General features: G+C 67.8%; 22 protein-coding genes. 14 read left to right on the plus strand and 8 right to left on the minus strand.

The window, feature by feature from the left end; translation table 11 throughout:
* Positions 1 to 113 precede the first annotated feature (113 nt).
* The 11 genes from coaBC (at position 114) to uvrB (ending at position 12,276) form a co-directional block, all read left to right on the plus strand.
* A complete protein-coding gene (gene coaBC / locus ACZ1HC_RS10870; RefSeq protein ID WP_472699989.1) occupies positions 114 to 1,349 on the plus strand; it encodes a bifunctional phosphopantothenoylcysteine decarboxylase/phosphopantothenate--cysteine ligase CoaBC in 1,236 nt (411 codons plus the stop codon).
* On the plus strand, positions 1,346 to 2,383 hold the full coding sequence (locus ACZ1HC_RS10875; RefSeq protein WP_472699990.1) for a cysteine desulfurase family protein: 1,038 nt from the start codon (positions 1,346 to 1,348) through the stop codon (positions 2,381 to 2,383). Before coaBC ends, ACZ1HC_RS10875 begins: the two co-directional genes overlap by 4 nt.
* Positions 2,384 to 2,413: 30 nt before the next feature.
* Complete coding sequence (gene sufB, locus ACZ1HC_RS10880; RefSeq protein WP_472699991.1) at positions 2,414 to 3,934, plus strand: Fe-S cluster assembly protein SufB; 1,521 nt, start codon at positions 2,414 to 2,416, stop codon at positions 3,932 to 3,934.
* Positions 3,931 to 4,242, plus strand: coding sequence for a heavy metal-binding domain-containing protein (locus ACZ1HC_RS10885; RefSeq protein WP_472699992.1), 312 nt, complete (start codon positions 3,931 to 3,933; stop codon positions 4,240 to 4,242). The genes sufB and ACZ1HC_RS10885 overlap by 4 nt, the downstream gene beginning before the upstream one ends.
* Before the next feature lie 8 nt (positions 4,243 to 4,250).
* Entirely contained in the window at positions 4,251 to 5,006 is a 756-nt protein-coding gene (gene sufC, locus ACZ1HC_RS10890; protein ID WP_472699993.1) for a Fe-S cluster assembly ATPase SufC, read from the plus strand.
* Position 5,007: 1 nt separating this feature from the next.
* Complete coding sequence (locus tag ACZ1HC_RS10895) at positions 5,008 to 6,339, plus strand: SufB/SufD family protein (RefSeq protein WP_472699994.1); 1,332 nt, start codon at positions 5,008 to 5,010, stop codon at positions 6,337 to 6,339.
* A gap of 17 nt (positions 6,340 to 6,356) precedes the next feature.
* On the plus strand, positions 6,357 to 6,830 hold the full coding sequence (locus tag ACZ1HC_RS10900) for a hypothetical protein (protein ID WP_472699995.1): 474 nt from the start codon (positions 6,357 to 6,359) through the stop codon (positions 6,828 to 6,830).
* Positions 6,827 to 7,420, plus strand: a complete 594-nt coding sequence (locus tag ACZ1HC_RS10905) for a Yip1 family protein (RefSeq protein WP_472699996.1) — start codon at positions 6,827 to 6,829, stop codon at positions 7,418 to 7,420. The genes ACZ1HC_RS10900 and ACZ1HC_RS10905 overlap by 4 nt, the downstream gene beginning before the upstream one ends.
* A complete protein-coding gene (locus ACZ1HC_RS10910; RefSeq protein WP_472699997.1) occupies positions 7,417 to 8,628 on the plus strand; it encodes a cysteine desulfurase in 1,212 nt (403 codons plus the stop codon). Before ACZ1HC_RS10905 ends, ACZ1HC_RS10910 begins: the two co-directional genes overlap by 4 nt.
* Positions 8,629 to 8,719: 91 nt before the next feature.
* Entirely contained in the window at positions 8,720 to 9,934 is a 1,215-nt protein-coding gene (locus ACZ1HC_RS10915) for an NAD(P)/FAD-dependent oxidoreductase (protein WP_472699998.1), read from the plus strand.
* Between the two features lie 155 nt (positions 9,935 to 10,089).
* Positions 10,090 to 12,276 (plus strand): excinuclease ABC subunit UvrB, encoded by a 2,187-nt coding sequence (uvrB, locus tag ACZ1HC_RS10920; RefSeq protein WP_472699999.1) that lies wholly within the window; start codon positions 10,090 to 10,092, stop codon positions 12,274 to 12,276.
* 40 nt (positions 12,277 to 12,316) lie between these two features.
* Here uvrB and glpD read toward each other — a convergent pair whose 3' ends face one another.
* Positions 12,317 to 13,867 (minus strand): glycerol-3-phosphate dehydrogenase, encoded by a 1,551-nt coding sequence (gene glpD / locus ACZ1HC_RS10925; protein WP_472700000.1) that lies wholly within the window; start codon positions 13,865 to 13,867, stop codon positions 12,317 to 12,319.
* Positions 13,868 to 14,008: 141 nt separating this feature from the next.
* On the opposite strand from glpD, the gene ACZ1HC_RS10930 reads away from it, so the two are divergent.
* Positions 14,009 to 14,773, plus strand: a complete 765-nt coding sequence (locus tag ACZ1HC_RS10930) for a DeoR/GlpR family DNA-binding transcription regulator (protein ID WP_472700001.1) — start codon at positions 14,009 to 14,011, stop codon at positions 14,771 to 14,773.
* Positions 14,774 to 14,821: 48 nt separating this feature from the next.
* On the opposite strand, the gene ACZ1HC_RS10935 is transcribed toward ACZ1HC_RS10930, so the two are convergent.
* Both ACZ1HC_RS10935 and ACZ1HC_RS10940 read right to left on the minus strand, forming a co-directional pair.
* Positions 14,822 to 15,691 (minus strand): glycosyltransferase family 2 protein, encoded by an 870-nt coding sequence (locus tag ACZ1HC_RS10935; protein WP_472700002.1) that lies wholly within the window; start codon positions 15,689 to 15,691, stop codon positions 14,822 to 14,824.
* Positions 15,688 to 16,074, minus strand: coding sequence for a hypothetical protein (locus ACZ1HC_RS10940; protein WP_472700003.1), 387 nt, complete (start codon positions 16,072 to 16,074; stop codon positions 15,688 to 15,690). The genes ACZ1HC_RS10935 and ACZ1HC_RS10940 overlap by 4 nt, the downstream gene beginning before the upstream one ends.
* 505 nt (positions 16,075 to 16,579) lie before the next feature.
* Between ACZ1HC_RS10940 and infC the strand changes: the two genes are divergently transcribed.
* Positions 16,580 to 17,068, plus strand: coding sequence for a translation initiation factor IF-3 (gene infC, locus ACZ1HC_RS10945; protein WP_472700004.1), 489 nt, complete (start codon positions 16,580 to 16,582; stop codon positions 17,066 to 17,068).
* Positions 17,069 to 17,158: 90 nt separating this feature from the next.
* Here infC and ACZ1HC_RS10950 read toward each other — a convergent pair whose 3' ends face one another.
* A complete protein-coding gene (locus ACZ1HC_RS10950; protein ID WP_472700005.1) occupies positions 17,159 to 17,476 on the minus strand; it encodes a TM2 domain-containing protein in 318 nt (105 codons plus the stop codon).
* Between the two features lie 235 nt (positions 17,477 to 17,711).
* On the opposite strand from ACZ1HC_RS10950, the gene pheT reads away from it, so the two are divergent.
* Positions 17,712 to 20,099, plus strand: a complete 2,388-nt coding sequence (pheT, locus tag ACZ1HC_RS10955) for a phenylalanine--tRNA ligase subunit beta (protein WP_472700006.1) — start codon at positions 17,712 to 17,714, stop codon at positions 20,097 to 20,099.
* Between the two features lie 73 nt (positions 20,100 to 20,172).
* Here pheT and ACZ1HC_RS10960 read toward each other — a convergent pair whose 3' ends face one another.
* The 4 genes from ACZ1HC_RS10960 to ACZ1HC_RS10975 all read right to left on the minus strand — a co-directional run bounded on the left by ACZ1HC_RS10960 (position 20,173) and on the right by ACZ1HC_RS10975 (position 22,973).
* Complete coding sequence (locus tag ACZ1HC_RS10960) at positions 20,173 to 20,403, minus strand: ribbon-helix-helix domain-containing protein (protein ID WP_472700007.1); 231 nt, start codon at positions 20,401 to 20,403, stop codon at positions 20,173 to 20,175.
* Positions 20,396 to 20,587 (minus strand): DUF4169 family protein, encoded by a 192-nt coding sequence (locus ACZ1HC_RS10965; protein WP_472700008.1) that lies wholly within the window; start codon positions 20,585 to 20,587, stop codon positions 20,396 to 20,398. Before ACZ1HC_RS10965 ends, ACZ1HC_RS10960 begins: the two co-directional genes overlap by 8 nt.
* Positions 20,588 to 20,651: 64 nt before the next feature.
* The gene (gene fumC, locus ACZ1HC_RS10970) at positions 20,652 to 22,046 is read right to left on the minus strand and encodes a class II fumarate hydratase (RefSeq protein ID WP_472700009.1); all 1,395 of its coding nucleotides are present in this window, start codon (positions 22,044 to 22,046) and stop codon (positions 20,652 to 20,654) included.
* Positions 22,047 to 22,184: 138 nt separating this feature from the next.
* Complete coding sequence (locus ACZ1HC_RS10975; protein ID WP_472700010.1) at positions 22,185 to 22,973, minus strand: transglutaminase-like domain-containing protein; 789 nt, start codon at positions 22,971 to 22,973, stop codon at positions 22,185 to 22,187.
* Positions 22,974 to 23,013 lie beyond the last annotated feature (40 nt).

Here is a 23,013-nt window from a genome sequence, read left to right on the forward strand (position 1 = left end):
CGTTCCGCATGGGTTAACGGCAGGAGCCTTAAGGAAGGGTTAATGGCCGGGGATTGCTTGCAGCACGGGGGGCCTGGGGCTATGTGACGGGCACGCTAGATCGAGGTGGCAAGATGAACGGCAAGCGGATCCTGCTGATCGTGGGCGGGGGCATCGCGGCGATGAAGGTGCCGCAGTTGATCCGCCTTCTGCGGGCCGAGGGCGCCGCCGTGACGCCCGTCCTGACCAAGGCCGGCGCGCAGTTCATCACCCCCATGACGCTGTCGGTCCTGGCCGGGGAAAGCGTGCATGACAGCCTGTGGGACGCCGCGTCCGAGGCCGAGATCGGCCACATCCAGTTGTCGCGCAACGCCGATCTGGTCGTGGTTGCGCCGGCCACGGCGGACCTGCTGGCCAGGATGGCGCAGGGGCTGGCCAGCGACCTGGCCTCGACGCTGCTGCTGGCGACGGACAAGCGCGTGCTGGTGGCGCCGGCGATGAACGTGCGGATGTGGCATCACCCGGCGACGCAGCGCAACCTGCGGACCCTGCGCGAGGACGGCATCCTGTTCGCCGGCCCCGAGGACGGCGACATGGCCTGCGGAGAGTTCGGAACCGGCCGCATGTCCGAGCCCGAGGCGATCCTTCAGGCAATCCGCGCCCATCTTGCCCCGTCCTCGCCGCTCAGGCTGTTGCCCGAGGCGCAGGTGCGGTCGGGGATGCTGTCCGGGCGGCACGTGATCGTGACCTCGGGGCCGACGCACGAACCGATCGACCCGGTGCGATACATCGCCAACCGGTCCTCGGGGGCGCAGGGCGCGGCGATCGCGGCGGCGCTGCGCGATCTGGGCGCCCGCGTCAGCTTCGTCACCGGCCCGGCCGAGGTTCCGGCGCCCGCCGGGGTCGAGGTGGTGCGCGTCCAGACCGCCCGGCAGATGCGCGATGCGGTCGAGGCCGCGCTGCCCGCGGATGCCGCCGTCATGGCGGCGGCGGTGGCGGACTGGCGGATCAGCAACGCCTCGCCCAGAAAGCTGAAGAAGGATGGCTCGGGCCAAGCCCCGCTGCTGGAGATGACCGAGAATCCCGACATCCTGGCCTGGATCAGCCAGGACGGCGCGCGGCGGCCCCGGCTGGTGGTCGGCTTCGCGGCCGAAACCGACGATGTGGTTGCCCATGCCACCGACAAGCGGCTGCGCAAGGGCTGCGACTGGATCGTGGCCAATGACGTCAGCGAAGGCACCGGCATCATGGGCGGCACCGAAAACGCCGTGACCGTCATCACCGCAAACGGCCCCGAGGAATGGCCGCGCATGGGCAAGGACGCCGTGGCCCGCAGGCTGGCGCAGAAGATCGCCGAGGCGCTGTCATGAGAACCTATCTGGACTGGAACGCCACGACCCCGCTGCGGGACGAGGCCAAGGCGGCCATGCGCGAGGGCATGGAGATCGTGGGCAACCCGTCCTCGGTCCATGCCGAGGGGCGGGCGGCCAGGATGGCCATGGAACGCGCGCGTGAACAGATCGCCGCGGCGCTTGGGGCCGAGGGCGCCGACGTCATCTTCACCTCGGGCACAACCGAGGCCGCGGCGATGGTGCTGGCGGGCAAGGCCATCCACTGCGCGGCCGTCGAACACAGCGCGATCAAGATCTGGTGCGAGCAGGATCTGGAGGTGGACGGGAACGGCATCGTCACCGTGCCCGATCCCGCCCGGGCCAGCCTGCAGCTGGCCAACAACGAAACCGGCGTTATCCAGACCCTGCCGCAGGGGCTGGCGTCCAGCGACCTGACGCAGGCCTTCGGCAAGATCCCCTTCGCCTTCAACTGGCTGGGCGTGACGGCGGGCTTCGTCAGCGCGCACAAGCTGGGCGGGCCCAAGGGGATCGGCGCCCTGGTCGTCAGGCGCGGCACCGATGTCGAGGCGATGATCCGCGGCGGCGGCCAGGAACAGGGCCGGCGCGGCGGGACCGAGAACCTGATCGGCATTCTGGGCTTTGCCGCGGCGGCGACGGCGGCGCAGAAGGATCTGGAAGCCGGGCTGTGGGACGAGGTCGCGGCCCGGCGCGACGCCCTTGAGGAACGCCTGCTGTCCTTGCCCGGCACCATCGTCGCGGGAAAGGGCGCCAGGCGCTTGCCGAACACCACCTGCCTTCTTACATCGGGCTGGAAGGGTGAGACCCAGGTCATGCAGATGGATCTGGCCGGCTTTGCCATTTCGGCAGGCTCTGCCTGTTCGTCGGGGAAGGTCCGCGCCAGCGGCGTGCTGCAGGCCATGGGGTTCGATGATAAGGCCGCGCAATCGGCGATCCGGGTTTCGATAAGCCCAGCTTTGGGCGAGGATCAGGTGAACCGATTTGCGGATGCGTGGGAAAGCGCGTATTCACGTTGGCGCGAACGGATTGGCTAGGCCACGGCCCAGCCCGAGGAAGGACAAGGGATGACTGCAACCACCGATCTTGATGTGCGCGAGGGCGTCGACCGCGAAACGGTCGAGGCCGTGCAGAGCGTCGGCAGCTACAAATACGGCTGGGATACCGAGATCGAGATGGACTATGCCCCCAAGGGGCTGAACGAGGATATCGTCCGCCTGATCTCGCAGAAGAACGAAGAACCGGAATGGATGACGGAATGGCGGCTGGAAGCCTATCGCCGCTGGGTCACCATGGCCGAGCCCCGCTGGGCGATGCTGAACTATCCCGACATCGACTATCAGGACCAGTACTACTACGCCCGGCCGAAAAGCATGGCGGTCAAGCCCAAGTCTCTGGACGAGGTCGATCCCAAGCTGCTGGCCACCTATGAAAAGCTGGGCATCCCGCTGAAAGAGCAGATGATCCTGGCCGGGGTCGAAACCACCGAGGAGGACCGGGCCGATGGCCGTCGGGTCGCCGTGGATGCGGTCTTCGATTCCGTGTCGGTCGGCACGACCTTCAAGGACGAATTGGCCAAGGCCGGGGTCATCTTCTGTTCCATCAGCGAGGCGATCCGCGAACATCCCGACCTGGTGAGGAAATACCTGGGATCGGTAGTGCCCCAGTCCGACAACTTCTTCGCGACGCTGAACAGCGCGGTGTTTTCGGACGGCAGCTTCGTCTATGTGCCCAAGGGCGTCAGGTGCCCGATGGAGCTGTCCACCTATTTCCGCATCAACGCGGAAAACACCGGCCAGTTCGAACGCACGCTGATCATCGCCGACAAGGGCAGCTATGTCAGCTATCTGGAAGGCTGCACCGCCCCCAAGCGCGACACCAACCAGCTGCACGCGGCGGTGGTCGAAATCGTCGTGCTGGAAGACGCCGAGGTGAAGTATTCCACCGTCCAGAACTGGTTTCCCGGCGACGAGGAAGGCCGCGGCGGCATCTACAACTTCGTCACCAAGCGCGCCGACTGCCGCGAGGCCCGCGCCAAGGTGATGTGGACGCAGGTCGAAACCGGCAGCGCGATCACCTGGAAATATCCGTCCTGCATCCTGCGGGGCGACGAATCCCAGGGCGAGTTCTATTCTATCGCCATCGCCAACAACCACCAGCAGGCCGATACCGGCACCAAGATGATCCATCTGGGCCGCAACACCCGGTCGCGCATCGTGTCCAAGGGGATTTCGGCGGGCCGCGCGCAGAACACCTATCGCGGCCTGGTGACGATGCATCCGCGCGCCGCGAACAGCCGCAACTATACGCAATGCGACAGCCTGCTGATCGGCGACAAGTGCGGGGCGCATACCGTCCCCTATATCGAGGTCAAGAACACCTCGAGCCGGGTGGAACACGAAGCCACCACCAGCAAGGTCGATGAGGATCAGCTGTTCTATTGCCGCCAGCGCGGGATGGACGAGGAGGAGGCCGTGGCCCTGGTCGTGAACGGCTTCTGCCGCGAGGTCCTGCAGGCCCTGCCGATGGAGTTCGCGATGGAGGCGCAGTCGCTGGTCGCCATTTCGCTGGAGGGATCGGTCGGATGATCGTCACCACCACCCCCGGCATCGAGGGCCGCGCCATCACGGCCTATCATGGCGTCGTCACGGGCGAGACGATCATCGGCGCCAACATCTTCCGCGACATGTTCGCGGGCATCCGCGACATCGTCGGCGGACGGTCCGGTTCCTATGAAAAGGCCCTGGCCCGCGCCCGGGAAAGCGCGATCTCGGAAATGGAGGATCGTGCCCGCGCGCTTGGCGGCAATGCGGTGGTGGGCGTCGATCTTGATTACGAGGTCATCAACAACATGCTGATGGTGTCGGCTTCCGGCACCGCCGTCACCATCAACTGAGGAAAATCATGCTGAAAATCGACAACTTGCACGTGAAGCTCGAGGAAGAGGACAAGCAGATCCTGAAGGGTCTGTCGCTGGAGGTTCCGGCCGGTCAGGTTCACGCCATCATGGGGCCGAACGGGTCGGGCAAGTCCACGCTGTCCTATGTGCTGTCTGGCCGCGACGGCTACCAGGTGACGGAAGGATCGGCCACCCTGGACGGTCGAAGCCTGCTGGACATGGAGCCCGAGGAGCGCGCCGCTGCCGGCCTGTTCCTGGCCTTCCAGTATCCGGTCGAGATCCCCGGCGTCGGCAACATGACCTTCCTGCGCACCGCCGTGAACGCGCAGCGCAAGGCGCGCGGGCAGGACGAACTGTCCTCGGGCGACTTCCTCAAGCTGGTGCGCGCCAAGGCCGCCGATTTGCAGATCAGCCCCGACATGCTGAAGCGCCCGGTCAACGTGGGCTTCTCGGGCGGCGAGAAGAAGCGCAACGAGATCCTGCAGATGGCGATGCTGGAGCCGCGCATGTGCATCATGGACGAGACCGATTCGGGCCTTGACGTGGACGCGATGCGGCTGGTGTCCGAAGGCGTGAACGCGCTGCGTTCGCCCGACCGCAGCTTCCTGGTCATCACGCATTATCAGCGCCTGCTGAACCACATCCAGCCCGATGTCGTGCATATCATGGCCAATGGCCGGATCGTGACGTCTGGCGGGCCGGAACTGGCCCTTCAGGTCGAGGAAGAAGGCTACGGCGATCTTCTGGCGGAGGCGGGCTGACATGGCTGATACCGCTGTCCGGGCCAAGGACCAGACCCCGACCGTCGAAGGTGCCCCCAGGCACGCGACCCCGCTGGACGCGCGGCTGGCGGCCCTGACGCTGCCGCAGGGGGGCTTTGCCGCCCAGCGCCGCGATGCGCTGGACCGCCTGCGGGACATGGGCCTGCCGGGTCCGCGCGACGAATACTGGCGCTATACGGACCCCCGGGCATTCAACGCCCCCGAGCCCGCGCCCCTGGCCGTCCCGCAGCAGCAGGACACGCCCTTGTTCGACAGGCTGGACCGGCTGACGCTGGTCTTCGTGGACGGCGCCTTCGACGAGGCCGCCTCGGACGATCTGGCGCTCGAGGGGCTGGAAATCACCACCCTTGCCAAGGCCGGCGAGGCTGCCGGATGGGCCGCCGATCTCTATGGCCGGCTTGAAGCCGCAGGCCAGCATCCGGTCCGCCGCCCGTTCGCGGCGCTGAACACCGCGGCTGCCCGGGACGGGCTGCTGATCCGCGTGACGTCCCGGCCCTCCAAGCCCATCCATATCGTGCATCGCCGCGGATCGGACCGCGCGGACGCGATGTGGCATCACCTGATCCGCGTCGAACCCGGGGCGGAGCTGACCCTTCTGGAAACCGGCATGTCCGGCGCGCGGTCGAACAGCGTGATCGAGGTTGACCTGGCCGAAGGCGCCGCCTTCCACCACGTCGCGGTCAAGCGGTCGACCGAGGCGAAGCTGGGCCTGTCGCAGATTTTCGCGCGCGTCGCGGCAAGGGCGCAGTTCAAGTCCTTCACCCTGGCCGTGAACGGCACCCTGATGCGCAACGAGGCGGTGATCGACATGGTCGGCGACGATGCCGTGGCTCATATCGCCGGGGCCGTTCTGGGCGATGGCGGGCTGGCGCCGTTCCATCAGGACGACACCGTGTTCATCAGCCACGGGGCGCAGCGCTGCGAAAGCCGCCAGGTCTTCAAGAAGGTGCTGAAGAACGGGGCGCAGGGCGTGTTCCAGGGCAAGATCCTGGTCAAGCCGGGGGCGCAGAAGACTGACGGCTATCAGATCAGCCAGGCGCTGCTGCTGGACGAACGCAGCCAGTTCCTGGCCAAGCCGGAACTGGAAATCTACGCCGACGACGTGAAATGCTCGCACGGATCGACCACCGGCGCCCTTGACGAGGAAGCGTTGTTCTATCTCCGCTCGCGCGGGGTGCCGCGCGAACGGGCCATCGTGTTCCTGGTCCTGTCCTTCCTGGCCGATGCGCTGGCCGAGGTCGAGGACGAGGAGATCCGCGACTGCATCTATGATCGGCTTGACGTGTGGCTGACCCTCAACGCGGTTCAGTGAAGGCGGCGCCCGCGGGCATGGTCCCGCGGATCCTGCAAAGCTGGGTGGCTCCGCGCCGGGTGGTGCGGGGCCTGTCGGGCATGCCCGAGGGGTCGAAGCTGGCGGTGCTGATGGCGGCGATGCTGATCTTCCTGATCGCCCAGGCGCCCGGGCATGCGCGGCTGGCGCAGCTTGATCCCTCGGTGCCGTTCCAGGTCCGGATGGGCGGGGCGCTGCTGGCCGTGATGTTCATGATGCCGATCCTGGCCTATGCGCTGGCGGGGCTGACATCGCTTCTGTCGCGGCTGACGCCGTGGCGCCTGACGCCCGAGGATGCGCGGCTGGCGCTGTTCTGGGCCTTGCTGGCGGTGGCGCCGGCGATGCTGCTGGCCGGGCTGGTGGCGGGCCTGGTGGGGCAGGAGCCGGCCCTTGCCGTGGTCCAGGGGGTCTGCGGGTTCGGTTTCCTGATGATCTGGGGCGCGGGCATGTCGGCCCTGGCGAGGCGAAGATGACATTCGACGACTTCAAGGCCCTGATCGGCCTGTCGTTCCGCGACCCGCAAGCGGCGGCCCGCGACCTGATGGCGCAGGGCTGGCCGATCCAGGCGCGGTGGATGGCGCTTCTGGCCGCCGTCTCGGTCTCGGCCTTGCTGGCCTCGCTGGCGGCGGCACTGTTCGGCCCGCCCGTCCCGGAAGGGGCCGAGCCCGCCATATTTGCCCAGCAGCCGATGGTTCTGGCGGTCATGCAGATGGGCGCGATCGTCCTGGCCGCGGGGCTGATGGCCGGCGTCGGGCGGATGTTCGGCGGGCATGGCCGGTTCGAGGACGCCCTGCTGCTGACGGTCTGGATCGAGGTCCTGCTGCTGGTCGTGCAGGCGGTGCAGCTGGTCCTGTCGCTGGTCCTGCCGGGCGTGGCCGGCATCTTCGGGCTGCTGGCGATCGCGCTGTTTCTTTGGCTGACGGTGCAGTTCACCAAGGCGCTGCACGGCTTTCACAGCACGCCCAAGGTGGTGCTGGGTCTGATCGGGACCGTTTTCGTGACGGGCTTCGTCCTGTCCCTTTTCGCCGCCGCCCTTGGCATCATGCCGGAGATTCCCCAATGAGCTTCGATATCGACAAGGTCCGCGCCGATTTCCCGATCCTGTCGCGGCAGGTCAACAACCGCCCGCTGGTCTATCTGGACAGCGGCGCAAGCGCCCAGAAGCCGCGCCAGGTTATCGAGGCCGTCACCCGCGCCTACGAAGGGGAATACGCCAACGTCCACCGTGGCCTGCACTTCCTGTCGAACCTGGCCACCGAGAACTACGAACGCGTCCGCGCCATCATCGCCCGCTTCCTGAACGCCCCGCACGAGGACGAGGTGATCTTCACCAGCGGCTCGACCGAGGGGATCAACCTGGTCAGCTATGGCTGGGCCGCGCCGCGGATGCAGCCGGGGGACGAGATCGTGCTGTCGGTGCTGGAACACCACGCCAACATCGTGCCCTGGCATTTCCTGCGGGAACGGCAGGGGGTGGTGCTGAAATGGGTCGAACCCGAACCCGACGGCTCGCTGCCGCCCGAAAAGGTGCTGGCGGCGGTGGGTCCGCGCACCAGGCTGATCGCGGTCACCCACATGTCGAACGTGACGGGCACCATCGTGGACCTGGGCGCCATCGCGCGCGGCACCGACGTGCCGGTGCTGGCCGATGGCAGCCAGGCGGCGGTCCACATGCCCGTCGATCTGGCGGCGCTAGGCGTCGATTTCTACTGCATCACCGGCCACAAGCTCTATGGCCCATCGGGATCCGGCGCGATGTGGATCCGCCGCGACCGGCAGGCGGAGATGCGGCCCTTCCTGGGCGGCGGCGACATGATCCGCACGGTCACGCGCGAGGCCATCGACTATGCCGACCCGCCCCTTCGCTTCGAGGCGGGCACCCCCGGCATCGTCAACCAGATCGGCCTGGGCGCGGCGCTTGAATACCTCATGGACCTGGGGATGGACAACATCGCCGCCCATGAACGCGGCTTGCGCGATTATGCCCGCGACCGGCTGCGCAGTCTCAACTGGCTTCAGGTCCAGGGCGACGCGCCGGACAAGGGGGCGATCTTCTCGATGACCATGCAGGGCGCCCATGCCCATGACCTGTCCACGATCCTGGACAAGCGCGGCATCGCCATCCGCGCCGGCAGCCATTGCGCCATGCCGCTGATGGAGTTCTTCGGGATCACGGCAAGCGCGCGGGCGTCTTTCGCCATGTACAACACCCGACAGGAGGTCGATGCGCTGGTCGAAGGTCTGATCTTCTGTCGCGACCTTTTCGCCTGAATCTTGCAAAGATCTTGCTGACCCCGGCAGATCCTCTTGTCTGCTGCGGCAATGTCTGCATCCCTGCCCGAAACTGCCTCAAGGTGCGGACATGGCCGAGATTCTGGTTCTGGGTGCGGGAATGGTGGGCGTTGCGACCGGGCTGGCCCTGCAGGCGCGCGGCCATCAGGTCACCATCATCGAGCGCGGCGTGCCGGGCCGGGAAACCAGCTATGGCAACGCCGGCCTGATCCAGACCGAGGCGGTCGAACCCTATGCCATGCCCCTGGCGCCCGGGGCGCTGATCCAGATTGCCCTGGGCCTGGGATACGACGTCAAATGGAACATCCCCGGCCTGCTGTCCCAGTTGGGCGCGGTCTGGGCTTATGCCGTCAATTCCCTGCCCGCAGGACACCGCCGCGCCACCCTGACCTGGGGCAAGCTGATCCGGCAATCGACCGAACGCCACGCTCCGCTGATCGAAGCCGCTGGCGCCGACAACATCATCCGCCGCGACGGCTATATCGAGGTCCACCGCACCCCCGCCCGCATGGAAAGGGCCCGCGTCACCGCCAGGCGCTTCATGGACGAGTTCGGCGTCGAGGCGAGGCTGATGGACGGCCGCGCCCTGCGCGCCATGGAACCCGCCATCAGGATCGAGGTCGAGGGTGCGACCCACTGGGCCGATGCCTGGACCTGTTCCGATCCCGGCGGGCTGGTGGCCGCCTATGCAGCGCTGTTCGAACGGCGCGGCGGGCGGATCGTGAACGCCGACGCGGGCGACCTGCACCGCGCGGGCAGCGGATGGCGCGCGGGCGACGAGACGGGCGAACACGCGGTCGTGGCGCTTGGTCCCTGGTCGCCCATGCTGCTGCAGCGCTTCGGCCTGACCGTGCCGATGGTCTTCAAGCGCGGCTATCACCGCCACTACCGCATGGAGACGCCGCCGAACCACCCCGTCGCGGACTTCGGCAACTCGGTCGTGCTGTCGCCGATGCGGCGGGGCCTGCGCATCGCCACCGCCGCCGAACTGACCAGTCACCCGCGCCTGACCCCGCCGCAGTTGAAGCGCGGCGAACGGGCCGCCCGCGAATTGTTCGACATCGGCCCCCCGGTCGAGGCCGAACCCTGGACGGGCCGCCGCCCCTGCATCCCCGACATGCTGCCGGTGATCGGACGGGTGCCGGACCAGCCCAACCTGTGGGCGCATTTCGGCCACGGCCACCAGGGCTTCACCCTCGGTCCGGTGACGGCGGAAATCCTGGCTCGGGAACTGGACGGCGGGCAGGGCTGGGCGGAACTCCAGCCCGCGCGCTTCAAGCGCTGACCGGCGCTTCTTCTTTGCCGAAATACCCTCGGGGGTGAATTGGCCGCAGGCCAAGAGGGGCGCGAGCGCCCCTTCCGCCGCGTTCCGCCTTTCAGCCCGGTTGACTTTCCCGCGCGCCACCACACCTTACAGGCTCTGCCGCATGAAGGTTGCCGATGGGCCACAACAACACCAACGCGCCGGTCGCGCGCCCGATCGAAGTCACCCGCCCCAAGCTGGAGGGCGGGCGGCGCTTCGTCATGAAAAGCGACTTCCAGCCTGCGGGCGACCAGCCGACGGCCATTGCGGAACTGACGCAGGGCGTACAGGCGGGCGAACGCGACCAGGTGCTGCTGGGGGCGACCGGGACCGGCAAGACCTTCACCATGGCCAAGGTGATCGAGGCCACGCAGCGCCCGGCCATCATCCTCGCCCCCAACAAGACGCTGGCCGCCCAGCTTTACGGCGAATTCAAGGGCTTCTTCCCCGACAACGCGGTGGAATACTTCGTCAGCTATTACGACTACTACCAGCCCGAGGCCTATGTGCCGCGCAGCGATACCTATATCGAGAAGGAATCGCAGATCAACGAGGCCATCGACCGGATGCGCCATTCGGCCACGCGCGCGCTGCTGGAACGCGACGACGTGATCATCGTGGCCTCGGTTTCCTGCATCTACGGTATCGGCTCGGTCGAGACCTATTCGGCGATGACCCAGGACATGGTGGTGGGCGACAGCTATGACCAGCGCGAGTTCATCGCCCAGCTTGTCGCCCAGCAGTATCGCCGTCTGGACGCGGCCTTCCAGCGGGGCGGCTTCCGCGTCAAGGGCGACGTGGTCGAGGTCTGGCCCGCCCACCTGGAAGACCGCGCCTGGCGCTTCGACTTCTTCGGCAACGAGCTTGAGGCGATCACCGAATTCGACCCGCTGACCGGCTCGAGGACCGACAACTTCCGCCAGATCCGCATCTATGCCAACAGCCACTACGTCACGCCGCGCCCGACGCTGCAGCAGGCGATCAAGGGCATCAAGGCGGAACTGCAGGCCCGTCTGAAGCAGCTTGTCGACGAGGGCAAGCTGCTCGAGGCGCAGCGGCTGGAGCAGCGCACCAATTTCGATCTGGAAATGCTCGAGGCCACCGGCGTCTGCAACGGCATCGAGAACTACAGCCGCTACCTGACCGGCCGCGCCCCCGGCGAGCCGCCCCCCACGCTATTCGAGTTCATCCCCGACAACGCCATCGTCTTCGCCGACGAAAGCCATGTCAGCGTGCCGCAGATCGGCGGCATGTATCGCGGCGACTTCCGGCGCAAGTTCACCCTGGCCGAACACGGCTTCCGCCTGCCCAGCTGCATGGACAACCGCCCCCTCAAGTTCGAGGAATGGGACGCCATGCGCCCGCAGTCGGTCTTCGTCTCGGCCACCCCCGCGCAATGGGAACTGGACCAGACCGGCGGCGTCTTCACCGAACAGGTGATCCGCCCCACCGGCCTTCTGGACCCCGAGATCGAGATCCGCCCGGTCGAGATGCAGGTGGACGACCTGCTGGACGAGATCCGCAAGGTCAGCAAGGCCGGCCTGCGCACCCTGGTCACCACCCTGACCAAGCGCATGGCCGAGGATCTGACCGAATATTTCCACGAACAGGGCATCCGCATCCGCTACATGCACAGCGACATCGACACCATCGAGCGGATCGAGATCCTGCGCGACCTGCGCCTGGGCGCCTTCGATGTGCTGGTGGGCATCAACCTGCTGCGCGAGGGCCTCGACATCCCGGAATGCGGGTTGGTGGCGATCCTCGACGCTGACAAGGAGGGCTTCCTGCGGTCGGAGACCAGCCTCATCCAGACCATCGGACGGGCCGCGCGCAACGTCGATGGCCGCGTGATTCTCTATGCCGACCGGATCACGGGAAGCATGGAGCGCGCGATCGCCGAAACCGAACGCCGCCGCCAGAAGCAGATGGCCTACAACCTGGAACACGGCATCACCCCGCAGACCGTCCGCAAGAACGTCGAGGACGTGCTGGCGGGCCTGTGGCAGGGCGATACCGACCAGTCGCGCGTGACTGCCAGGCTGGACCGGCCGATGGTCGGCGCGAACCTGCAGGCCCATCTGGACGCCCTGCGCACGCAGATGCGCAAGGCGGCCGAGAACCTGGAGTTCGAGGAAGCCGCACGCATCCGCGACGAGGTCAAGCGCCTGGAGGCCGTGGAACTGGCCGTGGCCGACGACCCCCTGGCGCGCCAGTCCGTGATCGAGGAAGCCGCCGAGGAAGCCGTCAAGGCGTCCGGCCGCTCCACCGCCGGCAGGGCAGGACAACGGGGCGGCAACAAGCGGTCCAAGCGCCGGCGCTGAAGCGGGACCCGCCGGGGCGCCAGCCCCGCGCCGTCCAGCCTCAGGCGGCGGTCCTTTCGCGGGCCACGTACTCCTCGACCGCGGCGGCCTGTTCGGGCGTCATGCGCAAGCCCAGCTTGGACCGCCGCCACAGCACGGCCTCTGCGTCGCGCGCCCATTCGTTGCGGATCATCCACTGCACCTCGGCTTCCGTCAGGGTGGCGCCGAAATCGCGGCCCAGATCGGCTGCCGTCCGGGCGCCGCCCAGAACCTGCGCGGCCTCGGTCCCATAGGCACGGACCAGCCGCATCGCCCAGGCGGGCGTCAGGAAGGGATGGTCGTCCCGCAGCGTTCGGGCCAGGGCCTCGGCCCCGTCCACCGCGAAGTCGCCGCCCGGAAGATGGGCGCCTGCCGTCCAGGACCCGCCCGCGCCCGGCAGATGCGCCGCAAGCCTGGCCATCGCGGCCTCGGCCAGACGGCGATAGGTGGTGATCTTGCCGCCGAAGACGTGCAGGCACGGGGCGCCCCGATCGTCCAGCGACAGCACATAGTCCCGCGTCGCCGCCGTGGCCGATGCCGAGCCATCGTCGTAAAGCGGCCGCACCCCGGAATAGGTCCAGACCACGTCATCCGGCGTGACCGGCCTGCGGAAATAGCCCGAGACGAAGCGGCAGAGATAATCCACCTCCTCGGGCGTGCAGACGGCGCGGTCGGGCGGGCCGTCGTGGTCCACGTCGGTGGTGCCGATCAGCGTGAAGTCGCCTTCGTAGGGGATGGCGAAGACGATCCGGCCGTCCTGGCCCTGCAAGAAATAGGCCTTCGGATGATCGAACAGCCGCCGCGTGACGATATGGCTGCCCCGCACCAGCCGCACACCCTCGCGGCTGGGCAGATGCGCCACGTCGCGGATCACCTGGCCCACCCAGGGACCGGCGGCGTTCACCAGGACCCTGGCGCGGAACGTCTGGCCGTCGGACAGCCGGATCCGCCAGCCGCCATCCTCGCGCCGCGCCTCGGTCACCCTGGACCCGACCATGATCTGCGCTCCGCGGGCTGCGGCGTCGCGGGCGTTCAGGACGACCAGCCGGGCGTCGTCCACCCAGGCATCCGAATATTCGTAAGCCCGCGTCAGCCGGTCCTGAAGCGGCGCGCCTTCGGGCGCACGGCGCAGATCCAGTGCCGAGGTGCCCGGCAGGATCTGCCGCGCGCCAAGGTTGTCATAGAGAAACAGCCCTGCCCGGATCACCAGGCCGGGGCGATGCCCCCGCCCCCAGGGCATCAGCACGGACAGAAGCCGCGACACCGGCGTGGGGCCGGCGAACCGCATCTTCGGGTCCAGCGGCAGCACGAAGCGCATCGGCCAGGAGATATGCGGCATCGCACGCAGCAACACCTCGCGTTCGCGCAGGGATTCGCGGACCAGACGCAGTTCCAGGAACTCGAGGTAGCGCAGCCCGCCGTGGAACAGCTTGGTCGAGGCGCTGCTGGTAGCCCCCGCAAGATCCCCCTGTTCCGCCAGCCGCACCGAAAGCCCCCGGCCTGTCGCGTCCCGGGCGATCCCGGTGCCGTTGATCCCGCCGCCGATGACGAACAGATCCGTGGACTGGGACATGGCAGGCTTGCTCCTTGATGAAAAACCGAACGGGTTCGCGCGCGGCTGAGGGCCGTGCGTGTTCGGTTTAGCGCGTTTTCTTTCGCTTGACACGTGGATCTTGCGCGTTCTTCTGGAGGCGACGCAGAAAGGGCCGGGAAAATGAACATCCGCCAGATGCAGATCCTCGATGTGGTCCGCGCCTCGGGCCGCGCCAGCGTCGAGGAGCTTTCGGCCAGGCTCGACGTGACCCCCCAGACGATCCGCCGCGATCTGGCGGAACTGGCGGACCAGGGGGTTCTGGACCGCGTGCATGGCGGCGCGATCCTGCGGGGCGGCGTCAGCAACATCGCCTATGACGAACGCCGCCGCATGAACGAAGCGGCGAAGGCGGCGATCGGCCGGGCCTGCGCCGCGCGGATCCCCGACAACAGTTCGCTCATCCTCACCATCGGGACGACGACCGAGGCAGTCGCGCGCGCCCTGCTGCGCCACCGGAACCTGACGGTGGTGACGAACAACATGAACGTGGCCAATATCCTGGCCGCCAACGACAGCTGCGAGGTGCTGGTGGCGGGCGGGTTGCTGCGCCGGTCCGATGGCGGGCTGGTCGGGGACCTGACCAGCGAGTTCATGGCCAACTTCAAGGCGGACTACGCCATCATCGGCTGCTCTGCCCTGGACGGGGACGGCGACATCCTCGACTTCGACCTGGCCGAGGTGCGCGTCAGCCGCGCCATCCTGCGTCAGGCGCGCGAATGCTGGCTGGTCACCGATGCCGCGAAGCTGGGACAGAAGGCGCCGATCCGGGTGGTGTCGCTGGCGGATCTGGACGTGCTGTTCATCGACCGACCGCTGCCGGACAGGTTGCAGCGCCTCTGCGACCAAGCCGGAACACAGGTGGTCGTGGCGTCCGACGGGGCATAAGGGCCTGCGGCGCGGCCCTTCGGCCTTGTCCTGCCTGGGAACGGCGCCCTAGAACCACTGCCCCGGTTCCATCAGGCCCAGCTCCATCAACTGCTGGGCGCGCCAGCCGAAGGGTTCCGAATTGCGCCAGCGAAACCCCGTCACCGCTTCCCGCGACCCCGGATTGGTCGCCAGGGCCTTGGCCGCCCGGAACGAGACGACTGCGGCCGTCAGGTTGTTGTGCCAGGGACAGGAATAGGTGTTGTATTCCGGCAGGTTCAGACGATGGTCCGGTTCCAGCCGAAGGCCGGGGGCAGTGCGGAACAGGGCGATCCGGTCGATCCGCCGGCCCAAGGGGGGCACGTGTTCCTCGAACCGCCAGCGAAGGCCGCCGTGGAAATCAAGCTGCCGCTCCAGCGGCTGTCCGTCCGGTCCCCGACGCGCCAGGGCAAAATATCCCGCGCGGTCGAACATCGCGTCGGACAGGCTGACGCCATTCGGGTCGCGCGACAGATCCGGGGAATACAGGTCGATGACATAGGTCAGCATGGCATCGCGGCGTTCCTCGGCATGGAAGGCCAGAAGCTCGGCCACGCTGCGGGTTTCCGAGAAGGGATAGAACAGGAACTCGGCGTTGTAGCAGTAATACAGCCAGGTGCCTGCGGGAACGGCGGCGATCACCGCATTCACCGCGCCCTGATGGGCCAGCGGATCGCGCGTCTGCCAGTGCAGGTTCGTCACGCGGGGCGCGATCCCGGCCGGGATGGCCAGGGGATCGGGCGACAGGGCCAGGATGTGGCGGAAGCCGATCTGAAGGTGATGGCACAGGGTTTCCTGCGCGGCGGCATCGTCCTCGAGAAGGACGATGGCCAGCGGTCCGCGCGCCAGCACGGGCGGGCGGGACTTCAGGAAGGCCGTCAGAGACGGGTGGGCCGTCACGGCATCACGGCCTTCACCTGGTCAAGGGCCTGCCGCAGCAGTTCGGGGTTGCTGGCGGCGGTTTCGACCAGGCGCCGAAGGGTCGCTTTCTGGCTGTCGCTGATGGCTGCCCCGTCGATGATCCGGTTGACCTCGGCCGCGTCGAACCCTTCGGGCGTCAGCAGCGACTGGATGTGGCGTGCTGCGACGGCGGCGGATGCGGCCTGATCGGTGGCGGCCGCGGCCTCGTTCGCGGCGCGAGCGGCTTCGGCGGCCGCCTGTGCCACGGGCGCCGTCGCGCCGCTGGTGGCAAGGGCCGCGGCATCCGCAGCGCGGTCGGCCGCATCCAGGGCGGCTTCGGCGGCGGCCTCGGCTTCGGCGGCGGCGTCGCTGACGGGCGCCACCTCGGCCTGTTCGGACGCCTGGACGGCTTCGGCGGCGACATCGGCAGCGATGGCTGCCGCATCCGCCGCGGCATCGGCGGCGGCCTCGGTCGCGGCGGCGGCGGGGGCCGCGGCGTCAGGCGCGTCGCCGGCCGGCAGGGGTGCCGCCGGCGCGGTTGGGGCAGGGCGGGGATTGGCCGCCGTCTCAGGCGCGGCCTGCTGGTCCTGCCAGATCCACCACCCCCCAATCCAAGGGCCAGAACGGCGACGAGGGCCAGAAGACTACGCATGGCGGCTTTCCTTGCAGACGGTCCCCGCTGCTATGCCACAGGGGTGGGGCCGGGGAAAGACCGCGCCTTGCAGACCGGCCGCAACAGGCGGCGGCATCGGGGCCAGGCATCAAATCCGGTTGAATATCCCGGCCTTCACGCTTATTTTCCGTCTATTCCGATTTGGCTATCAAAGGAGCACAGCCATAGCCCGCCGACCGCATAACGCACCGCCTACCCGTGATACCGGCCCCCGCGTGAACGAGCGCATCCGAGTATCCGAAATCCGCCTGATCGGCGCCGATGGAGAGAATGTCGGCGTGGTCCCGCCCTCGGTCGGATTGCAGATGGCACAGGAAGCCGGGCTGGATCTGGTCGAAATCTCGCCCAATGCCACCCCGCCGGTCTGCAAGGTCATGGACCTGGGCAAGTTCAAGTATGAACAGCAAAAGCGCGAGGCCGAAGCCCGCAAGAAGCAGAAGATCATCGAAATCAAGGAGATCAAGTTCCGTCCGGGAACCGATACCCATGATTACGACGTCAAGATGCGCTCGGTCATGAAGTTCCTGAGCGAGGGCGACAAGGTCAAGGTCACCCTGCGCTTCCGCGGTCGCGAGATGGCCCACCAGGATCTTGGGCTGGAACTGCTGAACCGCGTCCGCGACGATGTGGGCGAAGCCGGCAAGATCGAATCGATGCCCAAGCTGGAAGGCCGGCAGATGGTCATGATGATCGCGCCGAAGTAAGGCGCGGGTCCGGCCGCGCGGGGAACCGTTGCAAGGACAAGGGCTGCGCGGGATCGCCTGCGCAGCCTTTCCGTTTTGGTGTCGGCGCCCTTAGCGCTGGCCGGCCATCAGCCTGTGCCGGATGACGGCCTGATCGTTGCGGATCATGCCGGGGATCAGGAACAGGTCGATGAAGGCCCAGACGCAGACCAGGGCGATGGGGATCCAGCCGATCAGGATCGGCGCCGTCAGCCAGCCGATGCCCCACATCACCAGCATCAGGATGCCGCTGGCCCAGCGTCCCAGATACATGCGATGCAGGCCGAACCCCCACAGAAGGATCGCCAGCAGATAAGCGACCAGTTGGGACTTGGATTCATTGGCAACCCGCTGCTCGATCAGAAGTTGTTGCTGGACGTTGTCGGACACCGTTCTCTCCTTCCTGGGGCGGCGGCGCCGCCCGGTTCAGATCATAGATAGGAACGCCCGCCCCCCACGCAAGGATGGCGCCCCGGCCCTGCGATCCGGCAGCCGGCCCCCGCGCCGCGGCAGGGGATATTTCGCGGCTTTGGGCGGGCGGCCGCCGCTTGCCGCTTGACCATCGCGGCCGGGATGGGTTCAACGCAGGCAAACCTTTGCGCTGACGACACCGGAAGGCAAGATCATGAAGTTCACCCTCTCCTGGCTCAAAGAGCATCTGGAAACGAATGTCTCCCTGGATCAGATCGTCGAGGCGCTGACCGATCTGGGGCTGGAGGTCGAGGAGGTGCGCGACCCCGCCGCCCGGCTGAAGACCTTCACCCTGGCCCGTGTCCTGCACGCCGAACAGCATCCCGATGCCGACCGCCTGCGCGTCTGCCGCGTTCTGACCGACGAGGGCGAGAAGCAGATCGTCTGCGGCGCTCCCAACGCGCGGGAGGGGATCACCGTGGTTCTGGCCAAGCCGGGTGACTATGTGCCGGGGATCGACGTGACGCTGGGGGTGGGACGGATCCGCGGGGTCGAAAGCCACGGCATGATGGCCTCGGAACGCGAACTGGAACTGTCCGACGAACACGACGGGATCATCGAACTGCCCTCGGGCGAGGTCGGGCAACGCTTCGTCGACTGGCTGGCGCAGAACGTGCCCGAGAAGGTCGACCCGATGATCCACATCAAGATCACCCCCAACCGCCCCGACGCGCTGGGCGTCCGCGGGATCGCGCGCGACCTGGCGGCGCGCGGGCTGGGCAGGCTGAAACCCCTGGCCGAAACCGTCGTGCCTGGGCTCTTCGCGGCCCCCATCGGCGTCACGATCGACCCCGCCCTTGCCGACAAGGCCCCCTATTTCGCCGGCCGGGTCATCCGGGGCCTCAGGAACGGGCAGGCGCCGGACTGGCTGCAGCAGCGCCTGCGGGCGATCGGCCTGCGCCCGATCAACACGCTGGTCGACATCACCAACCTGTTCACCTACGATCTGAACCGTCCGCTGCATGTCTTTGACATGGCAAAGGTTTCAGGCGACCTCTCAGTCCGGCCGGCCCGGGCCGGAGAGGAGATCCTGGCCCTGGACGGCAAGACCCATCGCCTGCCTGAAGGGGCGATGGTGATCGCCGATGCCAACGGCGCCGAAAGCATCGCCGGGATCATGGGCGGAGAGCATTCGGGCTGTTCCGACGAAACCACCACGGTGTTCCTGGAAAGCGCCTATTGGGATCCCATCGCCATCGCGGCCACGGGCCGGGCCATGAAGATCAACAGCGACGCCCGGTATCGCTTCGAACGCGGCGTGGACCCGGCCTTCACGCGGCCCGGGCTGGAACTTGCTACGCAGATGATCCTCGACCTCTGCGGCGGCGAGCCCTCCGAGGTGGCCGAGGCTGGCGCCGTCCCCGACACCGCCCGCGCCTATCGGCTGGACCCGGCCCGCACCGCAAGCCTCGTGGGCCTCGACATTCCCGCCGACCAGCAGCGCGCGACACTGACCGCCCTTGGCTTCCGCATGGAGGGGGACATGGCGCACGTCCCGTCCTGGCGTCCCGATGTCCAGGGCGAGGCCGATCTGGTCGAGGAGATCGCTCGCATCGCCAGCCTCAGCAAGCTGCGGGGCCAGCCCCTGCCGCGCCCGCGCCCGGGCGTGCCCAAGCCGGTCCTGACGCCGTCGCAGGTCCGGGAACGGGCGGCGCGGCGGCAGACGGCCGCGCTTGGCTACAACGAATGCGTGACCTACAGCTTCATCGACCAGGCCTCGGCGGCGCTGTTCGGCGGGGGCGGCGACGCCGTGCGGGTGGAAAACCCCATCAGCAGCGAGATGACCCATCTGCGGCCCGACCTTCTGCCCGGCCTTCTGGCCGCGGCCGCCCGCAACCAGTCGCGCGGCATCGCCGACCTTGCGCTGTTCGAACTGGGGCCGGTCTTCACCGGTGGCGAGCCGGGCGAACAGGCCACGCAGCTGTCGGGGCTGATGATCGGCAGCACGGCGCCGCGCGACCCCTTCGGCAGCCGCCGCAAGGTGGATCTCTACGACGCCAAGGCTGATGCCGAAGCGGTGCTGGCGGCCGTCGGCGCGCCCGCCAAGGTGCAGATCAACCGCAGGCTGGACGCCTGGTGGCATCCAGGCCGGGCCGGCAACATCGCCCTTGGCCCGAACACCCTCGCCACCTTCGGCGAGATCCACCCCCGCGTCCTGCGGGCCTTCGACGTGAAGGGGCTCGCCGTGGCCTTCACCCTGCGCATCGCCAACGTGCCGTTCCCGAAGACCCGGACCGCGACGCGCCCGGCCCTGTCCGTGTCGGAACTTCAGGCCGTCGAACGCGACTTCGCCTTCGTGGTCGATCCGCAGGTCGAGGCGCTGACCCTGGTCAATGCCGCAGCCGGCGCCGACAAGGCGCTGATCGACAGCGTGACCGTCTTCGACCAGTTCACCGGGCTGGAGGGAGAGCGGAAGTCCATCGCCATCACCGCCCGCCTGCAACCGCGCGACAGAACCCTGACGGATGCGGAAATCGACGCCGTCAGCCAGAAGATCATCGACAAGGTCCAGAAGGCGACGGGCGGCACGCTGCGCGCCTGATCCATCCCCTGTGTGCAAATATCCCACAGGGGGTCCGGGGGACGTGAAGTCCCCCGGCCTCCGCGGGACGCCATCAGCCCCGCAGCTCGGCCATCACGAACAGCCGCAACGCCGTCGCCAGCCCGACTTCGGGCGGGCGGGCGTGGTCGATCCGGCCGATCAGGTCCGCGCGGGTCATGCCTCGCGCGCGGGCGGCCTCGGCGAGGCCGCGCCAGAACGCGTCCTCCAACGACACCGAGGTGCGGTGCCCGTCGATCGTCACCGACCGCTTCAGCGGCGGGGTCATGGGGGGCAGGTCAATCATCGTCGCGCGCATCGTCGCGGCGATGCGCGTCGTGGATGCGGGCGGCGCGGTCCGCCTCGGACTGGCGCGCTTCGCGCAGGGGCCTTGGCTCGCCGAACTTCGCGGCGTTCGCGTCGCCAGCCGCGCGTTTCTCGTCGCGGGTGCGCTGCTTGCGGGCCTGGCGCAGGTTGATAATCTTGGTCATGCGGCTCCAACGGAACGGGGCGCGGACATGATACCGCGCCCCGTCCCGATGCGGTCAAGCCCGATCAGCCCTTCGGGCTGATCATGTCCTCGGGGCGCACGACGCGGTCGAAGGTCTCGGCATCGACGAAGCCCAGGTTGATCGCTTCCTCGCGCAGCGTGGTGCCGTTCCTGTGCGCGGTCTTGGCGACCTTGGTGGCGTTGTCATAGCCGATGGTCGGCGCAAGCGCCGTCACCAGCATCAGCGATTCCTTCATCAGCTTCTCGATCCGCGCGACGTTCGCCTGGGTGCCGACCACCATGTTGTCGGTGAAGGACCCCGCCGCGTCCCCCAGAAGCTGCATGGACTGCAGGACGTTGTAGGACATCATCGGGTTATAGACGTTCAGCTCGAAATGCCCCTGCGAGCCGGCAAAGCCCACCGCCGCGTCGTTGCCCATCACATGCGCGCAGACCATCGTCAGCGCCTCGGCCTGGGTCGGGTTGACCTTGCCCGGCATGATGGACGATCCCGGCTCGTTTTCCGGCAGGATCAGTTCTCCCAGCCCCGACCGCGGCCCCGATCCCAGCAGGCGCATGTCGTTGGCGATCTTGAACAGCGAGGCCGCGACCGTCTTCAGCGCGCCCGAGAACATCACCATCGCGTCATGCGCGGCAAGCGCCTCGAACTTGTTGGGGGCGGTGACGAAGGGCAGGCCGGTGATGCGGGCGATCTCGGCGGCGATGGCGGTGTCCCAGCCCTTCCTGGTGTTCAGCCCGGTGCCGACGGCGGTGCCGCCTTGGGCCAGTTCGTAGATGTCGCCCAGGGCCAGCCTGACCCGGTCGATCCCCTTGGCGACCTGATGGGCATAGCCGCCGAACTCCTGGCCCAGGGTCAGCGGCGTGGCGTCCTGCGTGTGGGTCCGGCCGATCTTGATGATGTCCTTGAACTCCTCGGACTTCGCGGCCAAGGCCTTGTGCAGCTTTTCTAGGCCGGGGATCAGCGTGTCGCGCGCCATCATGGCGATGGCCACATGCATGGCGGTCGGGAAGGTGTCGTTCGACGACTGGCCCATGTTCACGTGGTCGTTGGGATGGACGGGCGTCTTGCTGCCCATCTCGCCCCCCAGGATCTCGATGGCGCGGTTCGAGATCACCTCGTTGGCGTTCATGTTCGACTGGGTGCCGGACCCGGTCTGCCAGACGACCAGCGGGAAGTTGTCGTCGAACCTGCCCTCGAACACCTCGGTCGCGGCCTGTTCGATGGCCTTGCCGATAGCGGGATCCAGATCGCCGCTGGCTTGGTTCACCCGCGCCGCCGCCAGCTTGATGGCCCCAAGCGCGCGGATGATCGCGACGGGCTGGCGTTCCCAGCCGATCGGGAAGTTCTGGATCGACCGCTGCGTTTGCGCGCCCCAGTACTTGCTGGCATCAACCTCCAGCGGGCCGAAGCTGTCGGTCTCAATGCGGGTCTTGGTCATCGAAATGCTCCCTCGCGGTTTTGCCGGGTTCTAGCTGCCGCGCGGCCGCAAGGCAATTGGTGTGCCACGGTATGCCCACGCGCATCCGTGGCCCGCGCGCAGCGCCTCATCCCGGCCTTGCGACCGCAACGGCAAGCGTCAGGCAAACAGCATTCCGTCCAGTTCGTTGCCCGCCTCATCGACGGCGTGGCACCAGACCCGGAAGCCGGACAGGGTATGGGGGCCGAAGCTGTTGATCAGCGGCACGTCGGCGGCGTCCATGCCGCGCGCCACCACCACCCGGCCGATGCGGCGGTCGTTGTTGCGGGGGTCGAAGGTCCACCATTTGCCACCCAGAAACACCTCGATCCAGGCCGCGAAGTCCATCGGCGCGTCGGCCGCCGGCACGCCGATGTCGCCCACATAGCCGTTGACGTAGCGGGCCGGGATGTTCAGCGCCCGCAGATAGGCCAGGGCCAGATGGGCGAAGTCGCGGCAGACGGCGAAGCGGTCGGTGCGGGCGCTTGCCGCGGTGCGGTACTGCGAGGCCAGCTTGTAGTCGAAGACCAGGCTGCCGTTCACGTGGTCGACGATGTGCTGGACGCGGTTCCAGCCGGGCGCGACCTGGCCGAACAGGCTCCAGGCCTCGTCGCTGACCAGATCCGCCTCGACATAGCGGGATGCCGTCAGGAACCCCAGAACCTCGGAAGGAAGCGCCTCGACTGGCCATTCGGCGGCACCAGGGTCGGCCTCGTCGCGGGTGCCGGGGTCGTTGAGGGTGATGTCGCTGTAGATCGTGAACGATCCCGCCGGGGCGACCATCCGGCGGCAGATGTTGCCGAAGCGGTCCACATAGCTTTGGACCGGAACATGCGGCGTGGTCCGCGCGTCTTCGGGAAAGACATAATCCCGGTGACGCGCGGGTTCGGGTGTGGTCAGACTGATCAAGGGCGTGTCCTGAGCGGTCTGGATCGTCATCTCGTGCCCC

The sequence above is a fragment of the Paracoccus sp. BR5-17 genome, from assembly GCF_055693925.1.